We start from the raw sequence: 25,454 nt of genomic DNA on the forward strand, positions 1-25,454 counted from the left end.
AACCCTTTGCTGCCCCCACACATGACATGACACCCCACCAGCACGCAACAAACGCACCCAGGTGTGTTTCACACGCCGAAAAACAATAACGTGGCAGCAACACACACGGTCACTCAACCACACACCCACAAAAGCCTGTGGGCACACAAAAACTCCTTAGAAAGGAGGTGATCCAGCCGCACCTTCCGGTACGGCTACCTTGTTACGACTTCGTCCCAATTGCCGATCCCACCTTCGACCACTCCCCACCAAAAAGGTTTAGGCCGTGGGCTTCGGGTGTTACCAACTTTCATGACGTGACGGGCGGTGTGTACAAGGCCCGGGAACGTATTCACCGCAGCATTGCTGATCTACGATTACTAGCGACTCCGACTTCATGGGCTCGAGTTGCAGACCCCAATCCGAACTAAGGCCGACTTTAAAGGATTAGCTCAACCTCACGGCATCGCCACCCGTTGTACCGACCATTGTAGCATGTGTGAAGCCCTGGACATAAGGGGCATGATGATTTGACGTCATCCCCACCTTCCTCCGAGTTAACCCCGGCAGTCTCTCATGAGTCCCCAACCAAATGCTGGCAACATAAGACAAGGGTTGCGCTCGTTGCGGGACTTAACCCAACATCTCACGACACGAGCTGACGACAACCATGCACCACCTGTACACCGACTCCAAAGAGAAACTACATCTCTGCAGCGATCCAGTGCATGTCAAGCCCAGGTAAGGTTCTTCGCGTTGCATCGAATTAATCCACATGCTCCGCCGCTTGTGCGGGCCCCCGTCAATTCCTTTGAGTTTTAGCCTTGCGGCCGTACTCCCCAGGCGGGGCGCTTAATGCGTTAGCTACGGCACGAGAAACGTGAAAGCCCCTCACACCTAGCGCCCACCGTTTACGGCATGGACTACCAGGGTATCTAATCCTGTTCGCTACCCATGCTTTCGCTCCTCAGCGTCAGTCACTGCCCAGAGACCTGCCTTCGCCATCGGTGTTCCTCCTGATATCTGCGCATTTCACCGCTACACCAGGAATTCCAGTCTCCCCTACAGCACTCAAGTATTGCCCGTATCGCCTGCACATCCGAAGTTAAGCCCCGGAATTCCACAGACGACGCGACAAACCACCTACGAGCCCTTTACGCCCAGTAATTCCGGACAACGCTCGCACCCTACGTATTACCGCGGCTGCTGGCACGTAGTTAGCCGGTGCTTCTTCTCCACCTACCGTCACCCCAAAAGGGCTTCGTCAGCGGCAAAAGGAGTTTACAACCCGAAGGCCGTCATCCCCCACGCGGCGTCGCTGCATCAGGCTTGCGCCCATTGTGCAATATTCCCCACTGCTGCCTCCCGTAGGAGTCTGGGCCGTATCTCAGTCCCAATGTGGCCGTACACCCTCTCAGGCCGGCTACCCGTCGCCGCCTTGGTAGGCCATTACCCCACCAACAAGCTGATAGGCCGCAGGCTCATCTCATACCGCAAAAGCTTTCCACCACACCCCTACAGTGCAGTCCTATCCAGTATTAGACCCAGTTTCCCAGGCTTATCCCAGAGTACAAGGCAGATCACCCACGTGTTACTCACCCGTTCGCCACTCGAGTACCAGTGCAAGCACTAGCCTTTCCGTTCGACTTGCATGTGTTAAGCACGCCGCCAGCGTTCATCCTGAGCCAGGATCAAACTCTCCACAAAAACAAAAGGCTCGTGAAAAGCCCAAACCTGACAAACACACACCACACAACAAAACAGTCACACAGTGTGTGTAAATCCAAAAATTACATGAACAAACACGCATGATCATGCCATCGACGAGACAAACACAACCACACGCTAAAAATCCCCACCCACAAAAAGTGAGCAGACACAACATCCATGCGCCAAAAACAAAAAGCCAACCAACCCCCAGGCAACGAGAGCACACCACACACGAAACAAACGCATGCAGCATCACAGTGGTTGACCCCGGCACACACCCCAAAAAAGGGCAAGATGCCACACCACACACAAAGGCGGGGACAACAAAAACTATTGGCACACTATCGAGTTCTCACACAACATTCGCACACCCCGAACACGAACCCTAACCAGGTCCGGCCGAAAGCGGCTTGAAAGAAGCTACACACCAAACCAACCGAAGTCAAGCCCGGCGTATGAAATTCTTCCCTGTCACCGCCTCGTAACCTCCCGGCTACCTCCTCGCGGCGACTCGTTTCACTTTAAGATAACGCTCGATTCAAAGGCAAATCACCGCTCTACGCCGAGGCATTAGCACTGCTCACACGCGCTTTTCGAACTTCGTCGGCACCCACAGTCTCCCAGATCTGCCCCGCGACACGATCGTTGTAGCGGAAGATCGACGCATCGATTCCCGGCCGCGCGAAAGCACCCACGGGGTCTTCTGCGGTATGCGGCCCCGCCGCCCAGAAGGTCTCATGGGCACGGCCCGAGTGATCGAGAACTCGGTACGTCGCCCGGTCGATCGCGAGCTTTCCTGTGCGGGTATCCACGGAGGCGAGGCCGTCGTCGACAAGCTGGGCCTGTAGCCGGTCGCCACCGTGGCCGGCGAGCGGCTTCGGTAAGTGAGCCTGGACCAATATGCGAGATTCCACGGCCGGTACGTCCGCCGAGCAATCCCGAGACCCCGCAGCAAAACCCGTCTCGTTCGGGCGAATCCACATCGAAGGACCCACAAACCGGACCACCCCTTGGCGGTGAAGGGCCAGGATCTGGCGCACACGATGTGGCGGCGGACCAGACGCATGGAAGCTGAACAGCCAGTTCCAATAAGCGGGAAACTGCCTTCGGCTCGGCTCGTCGAGCCAGTCCACGGGCAGGTGCTCGCTAAGAAAGACGTGCGCCTTCAGCAGTACATCGAAGACAATCGCGGTTTCCTGATTAGAACTATTCACGGAGTACTCGAGGTTATCGGGGGTGTAATCGACCACCGCCTTTTCCACCTCGGCGGCAGTTTCACAACGATGCGCGCTCAAAGGCTGGTTCGCCTCCCTCAGTCTCTGGTAACGCGAGCGCCCTTCGGTGGGCAGGCCCGCATCGGCCACGGCGGCGTAGACATCGCACTCGACTAGATCCATCACGTCATCGTCGAAGCTCAAGGGCCCGCGCTCACTATAGAGCGACTCAAGTTTTGCCAGCGTCAAGTGCTGCAACACCGGCCGAGGCCCCTCGAGTGTCGCGGATTTCTTGGACTGATACAGCACGCCGCGACCGGATCCGTCCCAGATGACCGGCTCCTTTCCGGAAGGCTCATACTCCAGCGAACCGGACTCGCCTTCACGGAAGCGTCCCCCTCTGCCCTCGGTCACTAGTGACACGAGGTCGACGAAAGCCAGGCCCATGCCCTCGACGAGCACGTCCTCGCCCGCCGAGAGTACGTCAAGGTCAGCGTCTTGAGTATGCGATGGCGGGATGTGGATCAACCCGTGTCGCCGAGCATGCTCACTCCATCGCGCAGCGCGCTCATCGATCTCGGGTACGACGTGGCCGACCGTTGCTACGAGGAGGTTGGCTGGGAGATGCGTGCCGTCGTCAAGCGTGACCAACCAGTTGCCGTCGCTGCCGGTGATCCGCTGAGCAAGAGCCGCATGGTGCTCAATGGCCACACCTTCGGGTGCCGCGCCAGTGACCTGCTCGAACGCCCAGTGTAGGTAGTGCGCGTTGAGCCGGCGCGAGGCAAACCTCCGGGGATCGGAGGCGATGCGCGCGCATTCCGCGGCGAGTTCAGGCGCGTTCGCCACTGCCTGCGCACCCTCGCCTTGCGCCCACTCCGCCAGGCTCGGGCCGCGGCGCACTGGCCCGGAACCGGTGAAGGTGTCGTCGGTGAAGATCGTGACATCGCTGGCGCGGGAGTTCATCAGCAGGTGCGGGTCCTGGTCCTCGCGCCAGACGTGGCCGCCGCCGGGTGGATAAGGATCGACGATGTGGATGGATAGACCGGCCGGTTCGTTCTCAAGCATCTCAGGCGCCTGGGCGAGGACTCTTTCCAGGATCCCGAGCGCCCGCGGACCCCCACCAATCATGACGAGTGTCACAGTCCCCGAACTATTTATATACATAAAAATCATGCTCCCTAGCTGCGCTTTTACCTTGAGGTATTGTTTTCTCCAAAACCTACCGTACCGTTCGGTTCACTCGTTCTAGACCACTCAGTCTTTTCTAACTAAGCCTCAGACTAGGGAAAGAAGAAAGCTATGTCCACCCTCACATCACCGCCCCTTCCGCGGCGTGACACCAGTCCCCCGCGCTCGATCCGCGATTTCACCATCGCGCCACGCGTGCATGTCGGACGTATCGCGCTGACCGCCTTCGTCCTCGTCCTGCTCGCCGGACTTGCGTGGTCCTTTCTCACCAACCCGCGCTGGCAGTTCGACGTCGTCGCCGAGTGGCTCTTCGCCCGGTCCATCCTGCTGGGCCTGTGGGAGACGCTGAAACTGACCATCGTCTCCGGGGCCATCGGCTTCGCCTTAGGTTTCGTCCTCGCGCTGATGCGCCTGTCGCCCGCGCGGGTGGTCAGCGGCACCGCGTGACTCTACTCCTGGGTGTTTCGCTCCACCCCGCTGCTGGTCCAGCTGCTGCTGTGGTTCAACCTCGGCTACCTCTACGAACGCATCACCATCGGGCTGCCAGGCACCGGGATCACGCTTGTCGACGAACAAACCTCCCAGCTCATGACCCCCTTCCTCGCGGCGATCCTCGGACTCGGGTTGCACCAGGCGGCGTATGCCGCCGAGATCTTCCGCGGCGGGATCATCTCCGTCGACGACGGCCAGATCGAAGCCGCCCGCGCCCTCGGTATCCCCGCCCGCGACCGCTGGGCCCGCATCGTCTTCCCGCAGGCCATGCGCGTGGCGCTGCCGCCAGCGTTCAACGAGATCATCACCCTCGTCAAGGGCACGGCGATCGTCTACGTCCTCGCCTACCAGGAGCTCTTCCTCACCGTCCAGGTGATCTACTCGCGCACCCAGGAAGTTCTGCCCATGCTCTTGGTGGCCACGATCTGGTACGTGGTGATCACCTCGCTTCTCTCGGTGGCGCAGCAACACGTCGAAAAGCGACTCAACCAGGGCAGGAAGTGAGGCCTGCCATGACTGGACACGTAGTACTCACCGACATTCGCACCTCCTACGGGGACACGGAAGTCCTCCACGGCGTAAGCCTCGAGGTGGCGCCCGGCACGGTCACGGTCATTATTGGGCCGTCGGGATCCGGCAAGTCGACGCTTCTACGCACCATCAACAAGCTCACCGACATCGACTCCGGGCTGGTGCGCGTCGACGACGAGATCATCGGCTACCGCATCGACGAGACCAACCCCGGCGTACTCCACGAGCTCAAGGAAAAAGACGTCCTCCGCCAGCGCTCGCAGATCGGCATGGTGTTTCAGAGCTTCAATCTCTTGGCCCACCTCACCGCGCTCGAGAACGTCATCGAAGCTCCGCTGCGCGTGCACAACACCCCAAAAGAACGCGCCCGCGCCGAGGGACTGGAGCTGCTGGAGCGCGTCGGCTTGAAAGACAAGACCGACTCTTATCCCGCGCAGCTCTCCGGCGGCCAGCAGCAACGCGTCGCGATCGCCCGCGCGCTCGCCCTCAAGCCGAAGGTGTTGCTTTTCGACGAACCCACCTCCGCCCTCGACCCAGAGCTTGTCGACGAAGTCCTCACCGTCATCGCCGATCTCGCCGACAGCGGAACCACCATGATCGTGGTCACCCACGAGATGCGTTTCGCACGCCACGCGGCAGACACGGTGGTGTTCATGGCCGACGGGGTGATCGTCGAGAAGGGCAGCCCGGAGGACATCTTCCGGCACCCGCACCACGAGCGCACCCGCGACTTCTTGGCGCGGGTCACGGGGGTGGGCGCATGAGTCTCACCCCGCGCCGGCTCGCACTCAGCGCACTCGCCGGCATCGTGTCCTTGACCGCGGTGGCCTGCGTCGATCCCGTCGATCACGGGGCGATCGCACGCGCCGGGGTCAACCTCGATCCGCAGCAGGAGCGCATCAACAGCGAGATCAACCCCGAGGTCGCCGCCTTAGTGCCCGAAGAGATCGCCGAAGACGGCGCGCTGGCCATCGGCCACGGCAAGACCTCAAGTCCTCCGCTGGCCGTGACGGCTTCCGATAATCGCACGATGCTCGGCGTCGAGATCGACCTGGCGCGCAACATCGCGCAGACCATGGGCCTAGAGCCGGAGCTCGTGCCCATCAGCTGGGATGCGTGGCCGATGCGCCTGGCCACCGGGGATGTCGAGATCATGCACTCCAACATCGGTATCACCGAGGAGCGCATGGAGCGCTTCGACTTCGCCACCACGCGCGCCGGCTACCTGGCCATCGACCGGCCCACGGGCAGCGATGTCGAGGTGCACGACTATGAGGACATCTCGTCTCTGCGCATCGGGTTGGTGCCGGGAACCAATCAGGAAAGGATCATGAACCTCTGGAACGAGCAACTGCTCGCGGAAGGGCAGGAACCGGCGGAGATCTACTACTACAGCCGGGATACCGATTACATCCTCTCCCTACTGGCCGGCCACCTCGACGTCTCCGTCTCCCCCTACCCTTCTGCCCGCTTTCGGGAAAACACCCGCAGTGACCTCGAGGTGGCCGGGCGGATCAACGCCGGATGGCCCGATGATTCCCTGGTGGGTTCGGTCACCCAGCGTGGCAACGGACTCGCCCCGGCTTTGGCTGCGGCGGTGAACTCGATGATTGCCGACGGCACCTATCAGGAGATCCTCGAGACCTGGGGAATCAGCGATGAAGCCATCGATCTCTCCGAGGTCTACTCGCTCGACGAAAGGACATCATGACAGAGAAACTCTTCTTCTACCGGCTCCCGCACGTCACCAGCGCCCGAGACCTTCGCGACGCCCTTACCCGCGCCCGCGACGCCAGCGTGGTGGGCATCTATTTCGGACCCGCGACCACGGGCCTTTATCCCCTCCACCAGGCAGCCTTCGGCGCGCAGATAGCGCCGGAGGTTTTGTTGCTCGCGGCCGTCGAGCCGGTATTTACCGAGCCCTATCACGTCACCCAGCAGGCACTGACCCTCGATCACGCCTCCCGCGGCAAGGCCGGCCTGCATATAGTGCCCGCCCCGCCGGAAGCGGCCGCCGAGGTCGGCCGTCCGGAGCCAACTGCCGCGGAGATCGATAACGAGGTCGCTGATGCCATCGAGGTCTACCAGCGGCTTTTCGATTCCTGGGAGGACGACGCGGTGATCCGCGACGTGGAGACCAGACGCTTCCTCGACAAAGACAAGATCCACAACATCGAGTTTTCTGGTGCCCCCTACTCGGTGTATGGCGCCTCCTTTACTCCCCGCGGGCCCCAGGGGCAGATACCGATCTTGGACCACGACCAGACCGAGATCGAGATCGTCGACGATATCGACGCCGCCACCAGCGCCGGCGAGGCCACACGCCCGGCCACCTTCCGGGAGACCCTCGGCCTTGGCCACGCACCCAGCCGCTACGCACGCAACTAGGAAGGAGCAACACCTCAGCTATGACGACAGAATTCTCGCCCACCGGCACCATTCAATTTGCCACGCTTTTCCAAGGTGTAAACACCACCACGATCTGGAAGCTGGAGGAATCCGGCTCGCAGATCGACTTCGAGTCCTTCCGCCGCATCGCCCAGACCGCAGAACGCGGACTGTTTTCCCACTTCTTCCTCGCCGAGGGGCTCCGGCCGCGCGAGCTCAACGGGGAGATCTACGACTTGGATGTCGCCGGGCGCCCCGAGGCCACCACGGTGCTGGCGGCGATGGCGGCCGTGACCGAGCGCCTCGGGCTCGTCGCCACGCAAAATACGACGTATACCGACCCGGTGGAGCTCGCCCGCCGCATGCAGACCTTGGATCTGCTCTCCGAAGGCCGGGCCGCCTGGAACGTCGTGACCACCGACAACGCCTGGACCGGGGAGAACTTCCGGCGCGGCGGCTACCTCGATCGTGAGGATCGCTATACCCACGCGCTCGAATCGCTGAGAATCGCCCGCGCGCTCCAGGCCGGCCAGCCCGTGAACGTCGACGGCGGCTACTTCTCCGTGCGGGCCGAGCCCACCCTTCCCGCCAGCCCGCAGGGCGGGCCGGTGATCTTCCAGGCCGGCGTCTCCCCGCAGGGCAAGGACTTCGTCTCCCAGCACGGCGACGTGGTCTTCTCCCCCTTCGGCGATCACCCGCGGGCACTCGAGCTGCGCCAGGACATCACCGCCCGAGCCCGCAGCTTCGGGCGCGATCCGAACGAACTGAAGATCTTCCCGGCCGCCGAGTTCATCATCGCCGATACCGAGGCAGAGGCCCCCGAGAAGCTCGCCTGGGTCCGCTGCCTGCAGGTGGGCCCGGAGCAGACGATCGCCTACTTCGAGCAGTACTGGGGCACGGACTTATCCCACTATGATCCCGACGGCCCGCTGCCCGAGATCGACCCGGTGGTCGAGGAAACCGGCGTGACCCGCGGCGTCGCCTTCACGGGTGGCGGCAGCGCGGTGGAGCTGGCCCGCCAGTGGCGCCAGGAAGCCGAAGAGAAGGGCCAGTCCATGCGCGACTTCGCGACCGAGAAGCTCCAGGGCCGAGGTCAAACCTTTAGCGGCACGGCCTCCTCTATCGCCGACGAGCTCGCAGAATATGCCCGCTCGGGGGCGGTGAGCGGGTTCCACGTCGTGCCCTGGCTGATTCCCTCCGGGCTGGACGACGTCGTGGATCACCTCGTCCCAGTCTTACAGGACCGAGGCATCTATCCCACCGAGTACGCCGGAAAAACACTGCGCGAAAACTTAGGGCTGGCGCCCGTGCCGGCGAACTAGCCGGTGATGCGCACGCCGGCGAAGTTCTTCTTGCCCTTGCGCAACACGAGCCAGTGCCCGTGCAGCAGGTCCTCGCTGGCTGGCTCCCACTCGGCGTCGGTGATGCGCTCGTTGTTGACGTAGGCGCCGCCTTCCTTGATGGAGCGGCGTGCCTCGCCCTTGGACTTCGCCAGGCCGGCGCCGACGAAGAGGTCGACGACCGTGCGGGCATCACCGGCGGCCACCCGGTGGACCTCGGTCTCGGAGAGGGCGGAGGCGAGGGTCTTTTCGTCGAGATCTTTCAGCTCCGCGCGGCCGAACAGGGCCTGGGAGGCCAGCTCGACGGCCTCGGTGGCCTCGGCGCCGTGGACCAGCGTGGTCATCTCCTGGGCGAGCCGGCGCTGGGCGGCACGCTTGTAGGGCTCCTCCTCGACGGCACGGGCGTACTCGGCGATCTCCTCCTCGCTGAGGAAGGTGAACCACTTGAGGTAGTCGATGACCACCGCGTCGCCGGCGTTGATGAAGTACTGGTACCAGGCATAAGGGCTGGTCAGCTCGGGATCGAGCCAGAGCTTGCCACCGCCGGTGGACTTGCCGAACTTGTTGCCCTCCGCATCGGTGACCAGCGGCACCGTCAGGGCGTGGGTCTTCGCGCCGTCCATGCGGCGGTTGAGGTCCACGCCCGAGACGATGTTGCCCCACTGGTCGCCGCCGCCGATCTGCAGGACGCAGTCATAGCTGCGCCGCAGCTGCACGAAGTCGTTGGCCTGCAGGAGCATGTAGGAAAACTCGGTGTAGGAGATGCCGTCGGATTCCAGGCGCCGCTTGACGGTGTCGCGATCGAGCATCGTGTTCAGCGAGAAGTTCTTGCCCACATCGCGCAGGAACTCGATCACGTTGGTCTGCATGGTCCAGTCTGCATTGTTGACCATCAGCGCGTGGTTTGCGCGATCCTCCGAGAAATCGACGAACATGCGCAGCTGGGTCTGGATGGACTCCATGTTCGCCGCGATCTCCTCTTCGGTGAGCATGGAGCGCTCCCCCACGTCGCGGGGATCGCCGATCATGCCGGTGGCGCCGCCGGCGAGCGTGATCGGGCGGTGGCCGAACTCCTGGAAGCGGCGCAGCATGATCATCGGCACCAGATGGCCCGCGTGCAGCGAATCACCCGTCGGGTCGAAACCGCAGTACAGGGTGATCGGTTCCGCGCACGCCTCCCGGAGGGCGTCGAGGTCCGTCGACTGGTTGATCAGGCCCCGCCAGCTGAGTTCGTCAATGATGTTGTCGGTCATAAAACTCCTTGCGCTCTCTTTTAGGCGGGGTGGTCGACGGCTTCGTCGATAAGCAAAACCGGGATGCCGTCCTCGATCGGGTAGGCGATGTGCAGGCGTTCGTTGATCAACAACTGCTTGTCCTCGTCATAGACCAAGGGCCCTTTGTCGCGGGGGCAGGCCAGCACGTCCAGAAGCTTCGGATCGAGACTCATGGCGTTTATCCTAGCGCTCGCCCGCCGCAGCCTCCGGCATGAGGTGATCTCTGCGGAGGCTGCGGGAGCAGCGTTCTACCCCCGGACAGGGGTTTTCGCCCACGCGCGGTGATCACGGGCGGCGGCGATCACCCGCTGGCGTTGCTCGGCGACGCGCGGGCCGGCGGTACCGCCCCGGGTGGCGCGAGAAGCCACGGCGCCTTCGACGGTGAGCACCTCGCGCACCTCTGGGGTCAGTCGCTTATCGACGCTCGCCAACTCGTCGTCCGTCAACTCGTCAAGACCCACGCCTCGGGCCTCGGCGATGCGCACCGCCGAGCCGGAGGCCTCGTGGGCCTCACGGAAGGGCACGCCCTGGCGCACCATCCACTCAGCCAGGTCCGTGGCCAGGGTGTAGCCAGCCGGGGCCAGCTCGAGCATCCGCTCGGGGTGGAAGGTCAGCGTCGAGATCATGCCCGTCATCGCGGGCAAAAGAAGGCGCAGCTGGGCCACCGAATCGACGACCGGCTCCTTGTCTTCCTGCAGATCCCGGTTATATGCCAGCGGCAGGCCCTTGAGCGTGGACAGCAGCCCGGAAAGGTTGCCGATGAGCCTTCCGGTCTTACCGCGGGTCAGCTCGGCGATGTCGGGGTTCTTCTTCTGCGGCATGATCGACGAGCCGGTGGACCACGCGTCGTCAAGCGTGGCATAACCGTACTCCGGGGTCACCCAGTAGATGACCTCTTCGGACAGCCGCGACATGTCGACGGCGAGCTGCGCCATGACGAACGTCGCCTCGGCGGCGAAGTCGCGGGCGGCGGTGCCGTCCAGCGAGTTATCGGCCGCGGAGTCGAAGCCGAGCTCCTCGGCGATCGCCTCCGGATCCAGCTTCAGCGAAGAACCCGCCAGCGCCCCGGAGCCATAGGGGCTCACAGCCAGGCGCTTATCCAGGTCGCGGAAACGCTCGAGATCGCGCAGCAGCGGCTGGGCGTGGCCCAAAAGCTCGTGGGCGAGCAGGATCGGCTGGGCGGCCTGCGAGTGGGTCTTGCCCGGCATGATCGCCTCCGGGTACGCCTCCGCCTGCTTCGCCAGGGCGTCGATGAGATCCGCGGTGTCGGCGGCGAGGTCGCGGATGGCGTCGCGTAGCCACATGCGAAACAGCGTGGCCACCTGGTCGTTGCGGGAGCGTCCCGCACGCAGGCGACCGCCGACCTCGGGGCCGACGCGGCCGATGAGCCCGCGCTCCATGGCGCCGTGGACGTCCTCGTCGGTCGGATCCGGTCTAAAAGAGCCATCGGCCACGTCGCGGCCCAGCTGGTCTAAGCCCTCGAGCATGGTCTCCAGATCCGCATCCGAAAGCAGGCCCGCCCGGTTGAGCACGCGGGCGTGCGCCTTCGAGGCCAGCACGTCGTAGGGCGCGAGCACCCAGTCGAAGTGGGTGGAGACGCTCAGCGCGAACATCGCCTCGCTGGGACCGCCGGAAAAGCGCCCGCCCCACAGCGCGCCTTCGTTGGTGGCGTGCTTGTCGAATTCCGCCATGGCTTACTGCGCCTCGCGGTTGCGCTTGTTGGCGATCTTGGAGCTCAGGCCGTGCAGCTGGACGAAGCCCTTGGCCAAAGACTGGTCGAAGGTATCACCCGAGTCGTAGGTGGCCAGGTTGTAGTCGTAGAGCGAGTGGCCGGAGCGGCGGCCGTTGACGGTGGCCTTACCCGCGTGCAGCACCATGCGGATATCCCCAGTGACATGAGTCTGGGTGTCGCGGATGAACGCGTCCAGGGAGTTCTTCAGCGGGCTGTGCCACAGGCCGTCGTAGACCTCCTCGGACCAGCGGGCGTCGACCAGGCGCTTGTAGCGGGCCTGCTCGCGCTCCAAGGTGACGTCCTCGAGCGCCTTGTGGGCGGTGATCAGGGTCATCGCGCCCGGTGCCTCGTAGACCTCGCGGGACTTAATGCCCACGAGGCGGTCTTCGACCATGTCCAACCGTCCCACGCCCTGGGCGCCGGCGCGGCGGTTGAGCTCCTCGATCGCCTCGAGCGGGGTGACCTTGCGGCCGTCGATAGCCACGGGGATGCCGCCCTCGAAGGAGATGATGACCTCGTCCGGGGCGTTACCGATGCCCGGGTCCTCGGTGTAGGCGTAGAGGTCCTTGGTCGGCGGGTTCCACAGATCCTCCAAAAAGCCGGTCTCGACGGCGCGGCCGAAAACGTTCTGGTCGATGGAGAACGGAGAGGACTTGGACTGCTCGATCGGGATGTCGTTCTCCTCCGCGAAGGCGATGGCCTTGTCGCGGGTCCAGGCGTAGTCGCGGGCCGGGGCGATGATCTCCAGGTCGGGGGCGGTGTTCATGAAGCTGACCTCGAAGCGGACCTGGTCGTTGCCCTTACCGGTGCAGCCGTGGGAGACGTGAGTGCCGCCGTGCTCGCGGGCCGCCTCGACCAGGTGCTTGACGATGAGGGGCCGCGAGATCGCGGAGACCAGCGGGTACTCCCCCATGTACAGGCCGTTGGACTGGATGGTGGGCATGCAGTAGTCGCGGGCGAACTCCTCCTTGGCGTCGACCACGATGGATTCGACGGCGCCGGAGTCGAGGGCGCGCTGGCGCACGGACTCCATGTCCTCTCCGCCCTGGCCGAGGTCGAGGGAGACGGCGACGACCTCACCGCCGGTCATCTTGGCGAGGTACGGGATGGCGATGGTGGTATCCAGACCACCGGAGTACGCGAGAACAACGCGAGCAGTCATGAGAGTTCTCCTTCACTACCAGTTGAATTTTGCTGTGTATAGGGTACCGCCGGGCTTAAAGGCCTCTTAGCGGTGGGTGAATAAGTTGGCGAGTTCTTCGCCGGTCAGAGGTTCGCGGGCGAGGACGAAGATGGTGTCGTCGCCCGCGATGCAGCCGACGACCTCCTCGAGGCCCACCCGGTCGATGAAGCTGGCCAGGTATTGCGCAGCTCCCGGCGGGGTGCGCAGCACCGCCAGCGAGTGCGAGTGATCGACGTGCACGACAAGCTCGTCGAGCATGCGGCGCAGCTTCTCCCGCGGCCCGCCGGGGCGGGTGTGAGGCTCCGCCTCCGTACCGGCGAGTGCATAATATGCTCTGCCCTTGTCGGGGCGGATCTTGCGCGCGCCGAGCTCGTCGAGATCCCGCGACAGGGTGGCCTGGGTGATGTCGATGCCTTCGTCGAGAAGCAGCTCAGAGAGCTGCACCTGGGAAGACACCCGGGTCTTGCCGAGGATTTCGAGGATCTTGCCTTGGCGGGCGGTGCGGGTGATCGAGGAGGTCACGGCACTTACTCGCCTCCTTTATTCGCGGGTTGGTTGTCGAGCAGCCAGACTAGCAGCGCCTTCTGGGCGTGGAGGCGGTTTTCGGCCTCGTCGAACACCCGCGACGCCGGCCCGTCGATCACCTCGGCGGTCACCTCGTTGCCGCGGTACGCCGGCAGGCAGTGCAGGAAGATGGCCTGCTCGCCGGCTTTCGCCATGAGCTCGGCGGTGACCTGGTAGGGCATAAACGGGGTGCGACGGTCCCTGCCGTCGTCCTCCTGGCCCATGGAGACCCAGGTATCGGTGATGACGACGTCCGCGCCGTAGACCGAGTCGACGTTGTCGGTCACGGCGATCTCCGCGCCGGTCTCGGCGGCCCGCGCTTGCGCCCGCTCGACGAACTCGGCGCGCGGCTGGAAGCCTTCCGGCGCGATGATCGTGAGGTCCATGCCGGCGGTGGCGAAGCCGAGCATGTAGGAGTTCGCCATGTTGTTATCGCCATCTCCCAGGTAGACCGCCTTTTTGCCCACCAGCCCGGCCGGGCCGTCCTCGGGGCACAGGTTCTCGACGCAGGTCTGCAGGTCGGCGAGGATCTGGCACGGGTGCAGGTCGTCGGTGAGCGCGTTGACGACGGGCACGCTCGCGTTCTCGGCGATCGCCGCGAGGTTGGCGTGCTCGTAGGTACGCCACACGATGGCCTCCACATAGCGGCTTAAAACCGCGCCGGTATCGGAGAGGGTCTCCCCCTTACCGATCTGCGAGGAGCCCTTCTCCACCACGATCGCCTCCCCACCGAGGTGCGCCACGCCGGTCTGGAAGGAAAAGCGTGTGCGCGTCGAGGTCTTGTCGAAGAGCACCGCGACCGACTTCGGACCCTCGAGCGGGCGGCGCGAAAACGGCTCATTCTTCAGCTCGGCGGCAAGCTCGAGGATCTCGCGCTGCTCGGCGGGGGTTACGTCGTCGTCGGCAAAGAAGTGCCGGACGTTGTTGATGACGGTCAATTCCTTACTCCTTAACTCTCACTGTCGGTGCCCACGACTGCCAGCGTGCGCTCGATGCGGCGAACGGCCTCGTCGATCTCGTCGTTGGCAATAACCAGCGGCGGCGTTAAACGCAGCACGTTGTCGTGCGGGGCGTTGAGGATGACGCCGTGGCGGTGGCCCTCGGCCACGGCACGCTTGGCGACGGGCGTATCCAGCTCCACGCCGAGCATCAACCCGCGCCCGCGCACTCCACAGACGCCGGTGATCTTCGTGAGCTGCTCGCGCAGGCGCTCGCCCTTGGCGGCCACCTCGGCGATAAAGGCGTCGTCGATCGTGTCGAGCACCGCCGTGGCTGCCGCGCAGGCCACGGGGTTGCCGCCGAAGGTGGTGCCGTGCGAGCCGGGCCCGAAGAGCTCGGCGGCCTTGCCGGTGGCCAGCGTCGCGCCGATCGGCAGGCCTGCGCCCAGCCCCTTCGCCATGGTGATGACATCCGGGATGACATTGTCGTGCTGGAAGGCGAAGAAGTCGCCGGTGCGGCCCACGCCGGTCTGCACCTCGTCGACCACCATGAGGATGCCGTGGTGATCGCAGAGCTCGCGCACGGCCTTTAAGAAGCCCTCCGGTGCCGGGATGACGCCGGTTTCACCCTGGATGGGCTCTAAGAAGATCGCGGCGACCTCCTTCGGGTCGGTCTCTACCTGCTTGCGCAGGAAATCGATATCTCCATAGGGGTAGAACTCCACCCCGGCCGGCAGGGGCTCGAAGGCGCGGCGCTTATCCGGTTGACCTGTTAGGGCCAGCGCGCCCATGGTGCGGCCGTGGAAGCCGTGCTCGGCGGCGAGCACGCGGCGCCGGCCGGTGGCGCGTGCTAGCTTGAAGGCGGCCTCGTTGGCCTCGGCCCCGGAGTTGGAGAAAAACACCCGGGCGGAGTCCTCGGCGCCGAGGCGGGCGATGAGCTTCTCGCCGACCTTCACGACTGGGGCGGAGACGAACAGGTTCGACAGGTGCGCGAACCGGGCGACCTGCTCGCTCACCGCCTTCACCACGGCCGGGTGGCCGTGTCCCAGCGAGTTCACCGCAATGCCGGCCAGCATGTCGATGTGGCTTCGGCCTTCGGCATCGATGACGGTGGCGCCGTGGCCGTCGACAATCTCGAGCGCCGGGTGGCCGTAGGTGTTCATGAGCACCTGAGGCCACTTGTCGTGTGCGTTCGTCATTGACTCAGTCATCCTTCCTGAAGACAGTTCCCTCGGGGTAGTTCGAGCGCACGTAGTTATCCGGCAAAACCATCGTGCCGATACCGCCCATGGTCAACAGCTCAAGCAGCACCGAGTGGGCGGTGCGGCCGTCGATGACGTGGGCGGCGTTGACTCCCCCGTTGACCGCGGTGAGGCAGGCCTCCATCTTGGGGATCATGCCGGAATCGAGCTCGGGCAGCAGGCGGGTCAGCTCGTTGGCCTCGATCTTGGAGACCAGCGAGTCCTTATTCGGCCAGTCGGTATAGAGGCCCTCGACGTTGGTGAGCATGAGCAGGCGCTCCGCGCCCAAACCCGAGGCGATCGCCGCGGCCGCGGAATCGGCGTTGATGTTGTAGACCTGCCCGTCCTCGTCTGGGGCGATGCCGCAGATGACGGGGATGCGGCCGGCGTCGATAAGCGATTCCACCGACTCCGGGTTCACGTCGACGATGTCGCCGACCAACCCGATGTCCGTCTGCACGCCATTGACATCGACGAGCCGCTTCTCTGCCCTGAAAAGGTTGGCATCCTCGCCGGAACAGCCGACGGCGAAAGGCCCGTAGGCGTTCATGAGGTTGACCAGCTCGCGGCCGACCTGGCCGAGCAGGACCATCCGCACGATCTCCATGACCTCCGGGGTGGTCACGCGGAAACCGCCCTGGAACTCGCCTTCGAGGCCGAGGCGGCGCAGCATATCGGTGATCTGCGGGCCGCCGCCGTGCACGACGACGGGCTTGGCGCCGACGGTGCGCAGAAACACCATGTCGGCGGCGAAAGCGGCCTTGAGCTCCTCATCGACCATGGCGTTGCCGCCGTATTTCACCACCACGATCTTGTCGCGGTAGTGCTGGAGCCACGGCAGGGCCTCGGCGAGCACGTGGGCGCGCATCTCGGCGGTGAGGCCTTCTAAGACGTCTTCAGACATAGGGTGGTTCCTTCAAGCTTTTAGGACGAGTAGGCGGAGTTGATCTCGACGTAGGCGTGCGAGAGGTCCGTGGTACGCACGAAGGCCTCGCCGCTGCCGCCGGTGCCGAGGTCGACGCGGACATCGATATCCGCGCCGGAGAGATCTACCTCGCGCGCGCCGGGGGGGCCGGTGGAATCGATGCAGACGGGCTGGTCGTTGAACCAGACGCTGATGTGTTCCGGTTCCATGGCGGCATCGGCCATGCCCACGGCCGCGAGCACCCGCCCCCAGTTCGGATCGGAGCCGAACATGGCGGCCTTGAAGAGGTTGTCGCGGGCGAGCACGCGGGCGGCCTCTAAGGCCTGCTCGTCGCTGGCGGTGCCGGTGACGGTGACGCGCACGCGCTTGGTCACGCCCTCGGCGTCGGCCTGCAGCTGGTCCGCGAGTTCCGCGCAGGCGGTGGCGATAGCCTCGTTGAGCTCGTCCTGGGTAGGCCGGTAGCCGGAGGCGGCCGAGGCCATGGCGATCACGGTGTCGTTGGTGGAGGTCGAGCCGTCGATATCCAAGGTGTTGAAGGTGGCGGCCGAGGCCTTACGCAGCGCCTCATCGAGCATGGCCGGGGTGACGTCGGCATCCGTGGTCAGCAAAGCGAGCATGGTGGCCAGTGAGGGCGCCATCATGCCCACGCCCTTGGCCATGCCGCCGACGGTGAAAGACTCGTGGCGTACGACGGTTTCTTTGCTCACCGTATCGGTGGTCAGTATCGCCTGGGCGGCCTCGCTGCCGTGGTCTCCGAGCGAGCGCGGCAGGCTGGCGATACCCTTGCTCACGAGATCCATCGGCAACAGGTCGCCGATGAGTCCGGTCGAGCAGACCGCGACGTCCATGTTGCTGATTCCTAAGGCGTCGGCGACGTCGGCGGCCATCGTGGCGGCGTCCTCATCGCCCTTCAGGCCGTTACAGGCGTTCGCGTTGCCGGAGTTATAGATCACGGCCTGAAGCTGGCCGTCGGCAACGGTGGTGCGGGTGTACTTCACGGGCGCGGCGACGATCTTGTTGCGCGTAAACACCGCGGCGGCGGCCAGGGAGGGCCCGTCGTTGACGACGAGCGCCAGATCACTCTGGCCGGAGGGCTTGATCCCGGCGGTGGTGGCGGCGGCCCGGAAGCCTTCCGGGGCGGTGATACCGATGCTGCTCATGGAACTCTTTCTGCTGTCTCAAACGGGCTTTAAGGGGTCACGCCGACGCGCGGGAGGCCGGCGGTTTCCTCGTTGCCCAAGGCGATGTTCATGCACTGGACGGCGGCGCCGGCCGTGCCCTTGGTGAGGTTGTCGATGGCGGAGGTCATCAGAAGGCGCCCGGAGCGCTCGTCGACCTCGACCTGCACGTGGCACATGTTGGAACCGACGATGTTCTGGGTCTGCGGTTGCTGACCGGCCCCGAGCAGGTGGACGAAGGGCTCATCGTCATAAAACGCCCGGTAGGTGGCGGTGGCGGCCTCCTGGTCGACGCCGTCTACGAGCGGCGCGGTGGCCGTGGTGAGGATGCCACGCGGCAGCGGGGCGAGCACCGGCGTGAAGCTGATGGTGACGTCCTTGTCGGTGTACTCCGCGAGGTTCTGCTCGAACTCCGGGGTATGCCGGTGCTTGCCGGAGGTGTTGTAGGCCTTCAGCGAGCCCATGGTCTCCGCGCCGAGCAGGGAGACGTTCGCCTTCTTGCCGGCACCGGAGACGCCGGTGATCGACGTGATCGCGAGGTCCGGCTCCACGAGCCCGCCGGCCACGGCGGGCAGGATGGCGAGGGTGCCGCCCGTCGGAAAGCATCCGGGCACGGCGATGCGCCGAGAGTTGGCCAGTGCTTCGCGATGCCCGGGCATCTCGGGGATGCCATAGGGCCAGCTGCCGGCGTGCTCACTGCCGTAGTAGTGCTGCCACTGCTCGGCGTCGCGCAGGCGGAAGTCGGCGGCGCAGTCGATGACAAGGGTGTCCTCGTCGAGTGCGGCGCCGATGGCGGCGGAGTGTCCGTGCGGCAAGCCTAAGAAGACGACGTCGTGGCCGGCGAGGACCTCGACGGTGGTGTCTTCGATGACGCGGTCGGACAGCTCGACGAGCTGCGGCATGAGCTCGGCGACCGGCTGGCCGGCGTTCGAGGCGCCGGTGAGCGCGCCGATTTCCATCTCTCCGGACTGATAATGCGGGTGCCCGAGAAGCAGGCGAAGGATCTCTCCCCCTGCATATCCCGTGGCACCGGCAACGGCAATGCGGTAAGGCATGGCTCCTACCCTACCGTTTATGCGCTCGAATGCAAATTATGCACGCATGGTGGCGCCGAGTTCTTTCTCTGCGAGCTCGGCGGCAGCCAGGCGGTGCTCGTTGGCCTCCTCGTCGGTTAGCGTGCGATCATCCGCGCGGAACAAGAGCTTCAGCGCCAGCGACTTCTTGCCCTCGCCGAGCTGCTCGCCGCGGAAGATATCGAAAAGCTCGACGGATTCGACCAGGTCGCCGGCGCCCTTTTCGACGATCCGGCGCACCGTCTCCGCCGGGGTGTCCTCATCGACCACCAAGGCGATGTCCTGGTGCAGCGCCGGGAAGGAGCTGAGCACCGGCGCGGGCAGGCTGGTGGAGGCGGGCACGGCGTCGAGGTTGAGCTCCATGGCGCAGGTGCGCTCCGGCAGGCCGAGGTTTTCCAGCACCTGCGGGTGCAGCTCGCCGGCGTAGCCGACCACCTCGTCGGCGACCTTCAGCTGCGCACAGCGCCCCGGGTGCCAGGGCAGCTGCTCAGCGTTGGCGACCTCGAGCTCCACTCCGCAGGCGCGGGCGACGATGCGCGCGGACTCTACTGCCTCGGCCCAGGTGTAGCGGCGTCCCTCGCCCCACGGGCCGGTGGCGTCGATCTCCCCGACGCCGACGGTGGCGACGTGTAGCGGCTGGTGCGGCAGGGTCTCGACGAGCTCGCGCACCGTCTCCTCGCTCGGGCGGCGGGTGACATCGGGCATGGGGCTGGCATCGGCACGTCGGAACGCGACCTGCTGCACGCCGTAGAGCGAGAGATCGCCCCGTCCGCGGGCGACGTTGCGCTCCACCGCCTCAAGCATCGCGGGCAGAAGCGTGGTGCCCAGCTGCGCGTAGTCGGAATCCAGCGGGTTGCGCACCGCGACCGTTTTGCGGGGCTCGTCGGCGGCGTCGAGGCCCCAGTCGTCGAAAGTGGTGTTCTTGATGAACGGCGACGGCAGGATCTCGGTGTAGCCCTGGTACGCCAGCGCGTGGCCGACGGCGCGGCGCCGGCGCTGGGCGGCGGTGAGCCCGCGGCCGCCGCGCGGTGTCGGCAAAACCGGAACCACCTTGTCGAGGCCGTCGAGACGCACGACCTCCTCAATGAGGTCCTCGGGCATGGAGATGTCGGTGCGCCAGGTCGGCGGGGTCACGGCCAATACTTCCGCGCGATCGACGACGCGGGCGCCGATCTCCTCGAGGCGGCGCACGATGGTCTCACGCTCGTAGTCGACGCCGATGAGCTCGGAAGGGTGCTCCGGGCGCAGATCGATCGGCTCGGCGAGGTGGATATCGCCATAGAGGCTGCGCTCGTTGGTGACGGTGCCGCCGGCGATGGCCACCAGCAGCGCGCAGGCATAGTCGAGGGCCGTCTCGACGAGCGCCGGGTCGACGCCGCGCTCGAAGCGGCGAGAGGACTCGGAGCTGAGCTTGTGGCGCCGCGAGGTGCGCGCCACCGCCCGCGGGTCCCAGACGACGGATTCGAAATAAACGTCGGTGGTGGACTCGGAGATCTCCGAGGTGGTACCGCCCATGACCCCGGCGAGAGACTGGATGCCGGTCTCGTCGCAGATGACCACGTCTTCGGCGCTGAGGGTGCGCTCGACGTGGTCCAGGGTCTCGAAGCTTTCGCCTTCCTCCGCGTTGCGCACCGTCAGCCCGCCGGTGATCTGCGCGGCGTCGAAGGCATGCATCGGGGTGCCCAGAAGGAACATGACGTAGTTGGTCACATCGGTGGCGGCGTTGACCGGGCGGGCGCCGGTGAGCATGAGCTCGCGCTGCAGCCAGTAGGGCGATTCGACGCTCGGATCGATGCCGGTGACCTTGCGCAGGCCGAAGCGCTGTGCCTTTGTCTCCTCGCGCACCTCGAGATCCAACACCTCGGCCTGCGGCTCGGGCACGGCGGCTAGGTCGATGCCGGCGACCGTGGGATCCTGCGCCGGGTCGGTGTAGGTGAGGTCGAAGGCGCTGGCCAGCTCGCGGGTCAGCCCACGGGCAGAGAGCGCGTAGCCGCGATCCGGGGTGATGTTGACCTCGAAGACGGTATCGGCGAGCCCGGCGATCTCGCGGGCGTCATCGCCGGGCTGGGCGTCGCCGGCCTCGTTTTCGGAGATCACGATGATGCCGGAGTTCTGCTTATCGGTCAGCCCCAGCTCCGCGGCGGAGCAGATCATGCCGGCGGAGATGTGGTCATAGGTCTTGCGCGCGGAGATCTCGAAACCACCCGGCAAGACGGTACCCGGCAGGGCCACGATCACGAGATCGCCCTCGGCGAAGTTGCGGGCGCCGCAGATGATGCCCTGGTTCTCACCGGTGCCGTTGGCCTCACCGACGTCGACCTGGCAGTAGCGAATCGGCTTCTTGAAGCCGGTGAGCTCCTCGATCTCGACGACCCGCCCTAAGACCAGATCGCCGGTGGTTTCCGGGATAGGCTCGTAGCCTTCGGTTTCGAATCCGACGCTGACGAAGCCCGCGTCCATGCCTTCGGCGCTCACCGACCAGTCGCTGTGCTGCTCATCCATCAACTGCAGCAAGCCGGTCAACCAGTTCTGTGCGATATACATTGCTTTAAAAATCCCTCCTGGTGACCGTTGTTTAAGCCTGCACGCCAAACGGCAGGGTGAAGCGGACGTCACCTTCGACCATGTCGCGCATGTCGCTGAGCCCGTTGCGGAACTGCAGGGTGCGCTCGAGCCCCATGCCGAAGGCAAAGCCGGAGTACTCCTTAGGGTCAATCCCGACGGCCCTTAAGACGTTCGGGTTGACCATGCCGCAGCCGCCCCACTCGATCCAGCCGGCGCCGCCCTTCTTGTTCGGGAACCACACGTCGACCTCGGCGGAAGGCTCGGTGAACGGGAAATAGTTGGTGCGCATGCGGGTAGTGGTCTCCTCCCCGAAGAGCACCTTCGCCAGGTGATCCAGGGTGCCCTTGAGGTGGCCCATGGTCAGGCCCTTATCGACGGCCAAGCCCTCCACCTGGTGGAACACCGGGGTGTGGGTGGCATCGAGCTCGTCGGTACGAAACACCCGGCCCGGGCAGGCAATGTAGACGGGCACATCGCGCTCGAGCAGGGTGCGCACCTGCACCGGCGAGGTGTGGGTGCGCAGCACCTGGCGGGAGTTGTCCGCGCCGACGTGGAAGGTGTCCTGCAGGGTGCGCGCCGGGTGATCCGGCAGGAAGTTCAGCGCGTCGAAGTTGAAATACTCGGCCTCGATCTCGGGACCTTCGGCGATCTCCCAGCCCATGCCGATGAAGATGTCCGCGATCTGTTCCTGGAGCGTGGTGATCGGGTGCATAGCGCCGGTCAGCCGGCGGGTAGTCGGCTCCGAGACATCCACGCGCTCCGCGACGAGCCGGGCGGCCTTTTCCTCGTCTTCCAGTCGCTTCTGCACCTGCGCGTAGTGCTTTTCGACGCGACCGCGCGCCATATTCACGTTGCGGCCGGCATCCTTGCGCTCGGCTTTGGGCAGCGTGCCGATGGCCTGGCGGGCCCGGGGGATAAAGGCGGCATCACCGAGGTGTGCGCGGCGGGCCTGCGTCAGCTCCGCCGTGGTGGTGGCCGCGTCGAAGGCCGCGATGGCCTCGTCCGCCGCCTGCGACAGGGTCGCTTCGGTCAGATCAATCTCAGGGGTTTCGGACACTCTAGCTACCTGGACCCTTCATGTGCGACTGGACAATAATTTCGGACTCAACCACCATACCCGCGGGTTTAGTCTGCGCGCGCGAGGGCCTTAGCGGATTCGTACAGGCAGATCGAGGCGGCCGTGGCGAGGTTGAGCGATTCCGCCCTCCCCCGGATCGGGATGCTGAGGCGGTGATCGGCGCGGGCGAGTACGTCGTCGGGAAGCCCGTGGGCCTCGTTGCCGAAGAGCCAGGCGGTGGGCTGGGATAAGAGCTCGGCGGCGTCGTCAAGCTCGACCTCCCCGTCGGCCGCCGTGGCGACGATCTGCAGCCCCTTCGCCCGGGCCTGGCCGATGACGTCAGCGATGTCGGTGTGGCGCGCCACCGGGATGTGAAAAAGCGAGCCTGCCGAGGCGCGCGCGACCTTGCTGGACTGCGGGTCGACGCTCTCACCGGCGAAGATGCAGGCGTCGGCCCCATGGCATCGGAGACCCGGATAAGGGTGCCGGCGTTGCCTGGCTCGGCTGTTTCGACGGGGATCGAAACCAGCTGCGGCGCCGCGCCCAGGGCCTTGCCCGCCGTCCAGGTCACGGGCCGGCACACGGCGAACAGGCCGGTGGTGGTCACGGTGTCCGACAGCGAGCGGGCGGCCTTGTCCGTGATCGGGTGGACGTAGACATCCATGTAGCCGGCCGCGGAGACGATCTCCGAGAACTTCTCTGCGGCGTTCTCCGTGAGGTAGACGTCCGTGGCCGCGCCCGTGGCGACGGCCGCATCCACCGAGTTCGGCCCCTCGACGAGGAAGCGCTCGGCCTTGCGCCGCTCGCGGGCCCGGTGCAGCTTCGCCGCGGCCACGATGCGCGGGGTGCGTTCACTAAAGGCTTCAGAGAAATCCAGGTTCATGCCTTCTTAGGCTAGCCGGGGAAATAGCCAGCGAGGAACTTCTCGAGTCCTTCCGTATCGTCCAGCGGGAAGACGGCACTGACGTACTGGTCCGGGCGGACCACCACTACGACGCCATTGCGGGAGAGGCCGCGCTCGTCGAAGATGTCACGGCTCTCGGTCACGCCGAAGGCATTCTCGACGTTGGTCAACTCGAAAATGCCGACCTTCGGTTGAAAGGCTGCGGGGACCACGGAGATATCGAAGGTGGTGTAGTGATCCTGATAGGTGACTTTGGCGTCGATAAGCGTGGGATCCAGCCGCCTTTGCGCCCACCGCGCCCACCTGTGTAGGGCGGAGTCTGGAGAGGACAACGCCTGACTGTCGGCGAAGACGTAGGCACGCACGCGGCCGTCAGCGGTGGCCTGGTGGCCAAGGTGGAGCTCGTTGAAATCGCACACACGGCCGACGATGGCGGACTTGAAGCGCCGGCCGATCGGAAAGCCTTCGGCGAGGTGCTGGAAGCGGTCGTCCATCGTGATCGACGACGGTTCGTACTGGGTCATATACCCCGCGTTGAACTCGGAGTTGGCGCGGTAGAAATTCTCCAAGTCCTGCGCGCTGCCCATCGAGCTGCTGGGTTTGGCCATGAGTGAGGACCAGTTCTTGTCGTAGTCGATGAGCTTGTAGGCGATGTCCTCGCGTTCTTCGGCATAGGTGCGCAAGAGTTCGCGCGGGCTGTTGCCGCTGGCGACGTGTCCGAGCTTCCAGCCTAAATTGAAGCCGTCCTGCATGGAGACGTTCATGCCCTGGCCGGCCTTCGCGCTGTGGGTGTGGCAGGCGTCTCCGGCGATGAAGATGCGCGGGTGCTCGCCTATCGTTTTCTCGGAGACGCGATCGTCGAAGTGATCGGCCACGCGGTGGCCGACTTCGTAGATGGAGTGCCAGACGACATTTTTCACCTCGACCGTATAGGGCGCCATGATGCTATTGGCAGTGGCGATGACGTCCTCGAGCGGGGTGGCACGCACGGCCTTACTGCCGTCGTCCGGAACTTCACCGAGATCGACGTAGAGGCGGAAGAGGTAACCGCCTTCGCGGGGGATCAACAAGATGGTACGGCCCACGCTGAATTTGATGGTGCATTTCTTACGCACGTCCGGAAAGTCGGTGTGGGCGTGGATGTCCATTACTCCCCAGGCGTGATTGGCCTGCTTACCCTCCAAGCGGTAGCCCAGGGACTTTCGCACCTGACTACGCGCCCCGTCCGCCCCCACGAGGTACTTGGTGCGCACGGTGACCTCTTCACCCTCACGCTCACCACTGGTCCGGCGCAGGGTGACGGAGACTGGGTAGTCATCTACGTTCGCGTTGTCGGCGTCCTCGGCGACGGTGAAGTCGATGAACTCGTAGCCGTAGTCTGGTTCCATCCTCGTCGGCGAGTTCTTCATGAAGCGGTTGAAGTGATCGATGATGCGTGTCTGGGTCAGCAGCGCCATCGGGAATTCGCTGATGTGCTGCGGCAGCTCGCGGGTGCTGCTGTCTCGGATGATCTCGTCCGGGTTTTCTGGATTCGGCTTCCAGAACGCCATGTCGGTGATCTCGTGGGCCTCGGCCAAAATCTCGTGGGCGAAGCCGAAGGCCTGGAAGGTTTCAATGGTGCGCGAGTGCACTCCGTCGGCGTTCGCCAGTTCCAGGCGGTGGCCGCGGCGCTCGACGAGCCGGGTGACGACGCCCGGAAAGCGCGACAACTGCGCCGCGGCGATGGTTCCGGCGGGCCCGGCGCCGACAATGAGCACATCCATCGTCTCGGGTAGGTCCTTGGGCCGGTTGATGCCACTGCCTTCGGCGCGCATCTGCAGCGGGTCACCGGTGCTGTAGCCCTCGTAGTGGAATTGCATCACATATCCTCTCATCTGCTCATCGGGTGTGATGGTTGAACCCAGAAGGTAATTCAGCTCACACTGACCGCCTAGCGTGAGCGCGGGATATGTCCTGCTCGGTCAAAAACACGTCCGGC

General features: G+C 64.8%; 20 protein-coding genes, 1 rRNA gene and 1 pseudogene. 6 read left to right on the plus strand and 16 right to left on the minus strand.

Annotated elements, in window-relative coordinates:
- Positions 1-160 precede the first annotated feature (160 nt).
- Both C3B44_RS06020 and C3B44_RS06025 read right to left on the minus strand, forming a co-directional pair.
- Positions 161-1,686, minus strand: a 16S ribosomal RNA gene (locus C3B44_RS06020).
- Between the two features lie 560 nt (positions 1,687-2,246).
- On the minus strand, positions 2,247-4,076 hold the full coding sequence (locus C3B44_RS06025) for an FAD/NAD(P)-binding protein (protein ID WP_108431576.1): 1,830 nt from the start codon (positions 4,074-4,076) through the stop codon (positions 2,247-2,249).
- A gap of 126 nt (positions 4,077-4,202) precedes the next feature.
- On the opposite strand from C3B44_RS06025, the gene C3B44_RS11905 reads away from it, so the two are divergent.
- Genes C3B44_RS11905 through C3B44_RS06050 form a run of 6 tightly spaced genes read left to right on the plus strand, consistent with a single transcriptional unit; the run spans position 4,203 to position 8,824 of the window.
- Positions 4,203-4,538, plus strand: coding sequence for a hypothetical protein (locus C3B44_RS11905; RefSeq protein WP_235840454.1), 336 nt, complete (start codon positions 4,203-4,205; stop codon positions 4,536-4,538).
- Positions 4,539-4,550: 12 nt separating this feature from the next.
- Positions 4,551-5,087 carry an amino acid ABC transporter permease gene (locus C3B44_RS11910; protein ID WP_235840455.1) on the plus strand — a complete coding sequence of 179 codons (537 nt, stop codon included), beginning with the start codon at positions 4,551-4,553 and terminating at the stop codon, positions 5,085-5,087.
- A gap of 8 nt (positions 5,088-5,095) precedes the next feature.
- Positions 5,096-5,878, plus strand: coding sequence for an amino acid ABC transporter ATP-binding protein (locus C3B44_RS06035; protein WP_108431577.1), 783 nt, complete (start codon positions 5,096-5,098; stop codon positions 5,876-5,878).
- Positions 5,875-6,825 carry a transporter substrate-binding domain-containing protein gene (locus C3B44_RS06040; RefSeq protein WP_108431578.1) on the plus strand — a complete coding sequence of 317 codons (951 nt, stop codon included), beginning with the start codon at positions 5,875-5,877 and terminating at the stop codon, positions 6,823-6,825. Before C3B44_RS06035 ends, C3B44_RS06040 begins: the two co-directional genes overlap by 4 nt.
- Positions 6,822-7,502 (plus strand): LLM class flavin-dependent oxidoreductase, encoded by a 681-nt coding sequence (locus C3B44_RS06045; RefSeq protein WP_108431579.1) that lies wholly within the window; start codon positions 6,822-6,824, stop codon positions 7,500-7,502. Before C3B44_RS06040 ends, C3B44_RS06045 begins: the two co-directional genes overlap by 4 nt.
- A 20-nt stretch (positions 7,503-7,522) precedes the next feature.
- Entirely contained in the window at positions 7,523-8,824 is a 1,302-nt protein-coding gene (locus tag C3B44_RS06050) for an LLM class flavin-dependent oxidoreductase (protein ID WP_108431580.1), read from the plus strand.
- Here the strand turns inward: C3B44_RS06050 and tyrS are convergent.
- From tyrS to C3B44_RS06120, 14 genes and pseudogenes are all read right to left on the minus strand, one after another.
- Positions 8,821-10,095: a tyrosine--tRNA ligase gene (tyrS, locus tag C3B44_RS06055; RefSeq protein WP_108431581.1), complete on the minus strand. Its 1,275-nt coding sequence runs from the start codon at positions 10,093-10,095 to the stop codon at positions 8,821-8,823. The two genes, C3B44_RS06050 and tyrS, sit on opposite strands and share 4 nt — an antisense overlap.
- 20 nt (positions 10,096-10,115) lie before the next feature.
- Positions 10,116-10,289 carry a Trm112 family protein gene (locus tag C3B44_RS06060; RefSeq protein ID WP_108431582.1) on the minus strand — a complete coding sequence of 58 codons (174 nt, stop codon included), beginning with the start codon at positions 10,287-10,289 and terminating at the stop codon, positions 10,116-10,118.
- A gap of 75 nt (positions 10,290-10,364) precedes the next feature.
- Positions 10,365-11,807, minus strand: coding sequence for an argininosuccinate lyase (argH, locus tag C3B44_RS06065; protein ID WP_108431583.1), 1,443 nt, complete (start codon positions 11,805-11,807; stop codon positions 10,365-10,367).
- Positions 11,808-11,810: 3 nt separating this feature from the next.
- The gene (locus C3B44_RS06070) at positions 11,811-13,010 is read right to left on the minus strand and encodes an argininosuccinate synthase (RefSeq protein WP_108431584.1); all 1,200 of its coding nucleotides are present in this window, start codon (positions 13,008-13,010) and stop codon (positions 11,811-11,813) included.
- Between the two features lie 66 nt (positions 13,011-13,076).
- Positions 13,077-13,553: an arginine repressor gene (locus C3B44_RS06075; RefSeq protein WP_108431585.1), complete on the minus strand. Its 477-nt coding sequence runs from the start codon at positions 13,551-13,553 to the stop codon at positions 13,077-13,079.
- 5 nt (positions 13,554-13,558) lie between these two features.
- Complete coding sequence (gene argF / locus C3B44_RS06080; protein ID WP_412841957.1) at positions 13,559-14,524, minus strand: ornithine carbamoyltransferase; 966 nt, start codon at positions 14,522-14,524, stop codon at positions 13,559-13,561.
- 20 nt (positions 14,525-14,544) lie between these two features.
- Positions 14,545-15,732 carry an acetylornithine transaminase gene (locus C3B44_RS06085; RefSeq protein WP_108431587.1) on the minus strand — a complete coding sequence of 396 codons (1,188 nt, stop codon included), beginning with the start codon at positions 15,730-15,732 and terminating at the stop codon, positions 14,545-14,547.
- 4 nt (positions 15,733-15,736) lie between these two features.
- Positions 15,737-16,678: an acetylglutamate kinase gene (argB, locus tag C3B44_RS06090; RefSeq protein ID WP_108431588.1), complete on the minus strand. Its 942-nt coding sequence runs from the start codon at positions 16,676-16,678 to the stop codon at positions 15,737-15,739.
- A 20-nt stretch (positions 16,679-16,698) separates the two neighbouring features.
- The gene (argJ, locus tag C3B44_RS06095; protein ID WP_108431589.1) at positions 16,699-17,859 is read right to left on the minus strand and encodes a bifunctional glutamate N-acetyltransferase/amino-acid acetyltransferase ArgJ; all 1,161 of its coding nucleotides are present in this window, start codon (positions 17,857-17,859) and stop codon (positions 16,699-16,701) included.
- A gap of 29 nt (positions 17,860-17,888) precedes the next feature.
- Entirely contained in the window at positions 17,889-18,932 is a 1,044-nt protein-coding gene (argC, locus tag C3B44_RS06100; RefSeq protein WP_108431590.1) for an N-acetyl-gamma-glutamyl-phosphate reductase, read from the minus strand.
- A 36-nt stretch (positions 18,933-18,968) separates the two neighbouring features.
- The gene (pheT, locus tag C3B44_RS06105; protein WP_108431591.1) at positions 18,969-21,494 is read right to left on the minus strand and encodes a phenylalanine--tRNA ligase subunit beta; all 2,526 of its coding nucleotides are present in this window, start codon (positions 21,492-21,494) and stop codon (positions 18,969-18,971) included.
- 31 nt (positions 21,495-21,525) lie between these two features.
- Positions 21,526-22,572 carry a phenylalanine--tRNA ligase subunit alpha gene (pheS, locus tag C3B44_RS06110; RefSeq protein WP_108431592.1) on the minus strand — a complete coding sequence of 349 codons (1,047 nt, stop codon included), beginning with the start codon at positions 22,570-22,572 and terminating at the stop codon, positions 21,526-21,528.
- Between the two features lie 68 nt (positions 22,573-22,640).
- Positions 22,641-23,455, minus strand: a pseudogene (locus C3B44_RS06115) (TrmH family RNA methyltransferase).
- A gap of 11 nt (positions 23,456-23,466) precedes the next feature.
- Entirely contained in the window at positions 23,467-25,335 is a 1,869-nt protein-coding gene (locus C3B44_RS06120; protein ID WP_108431593.1) for an FAD-dependent monooxygenase, read from the minus strand.
- Positions 25,336-25,454 lie beyond the last annotated feature (119 nt).

This window comes from Corynebacterium yudongzhengii (assembly GCF_003065405.1).
Classification (GTDB): domain Bacteria; phylum Actinomycetota; class Actinomycetes; order Mycobacteriales; family Mycobacteriaceae; genus Corynebacterium; species Corynebacterium yudongzhengii.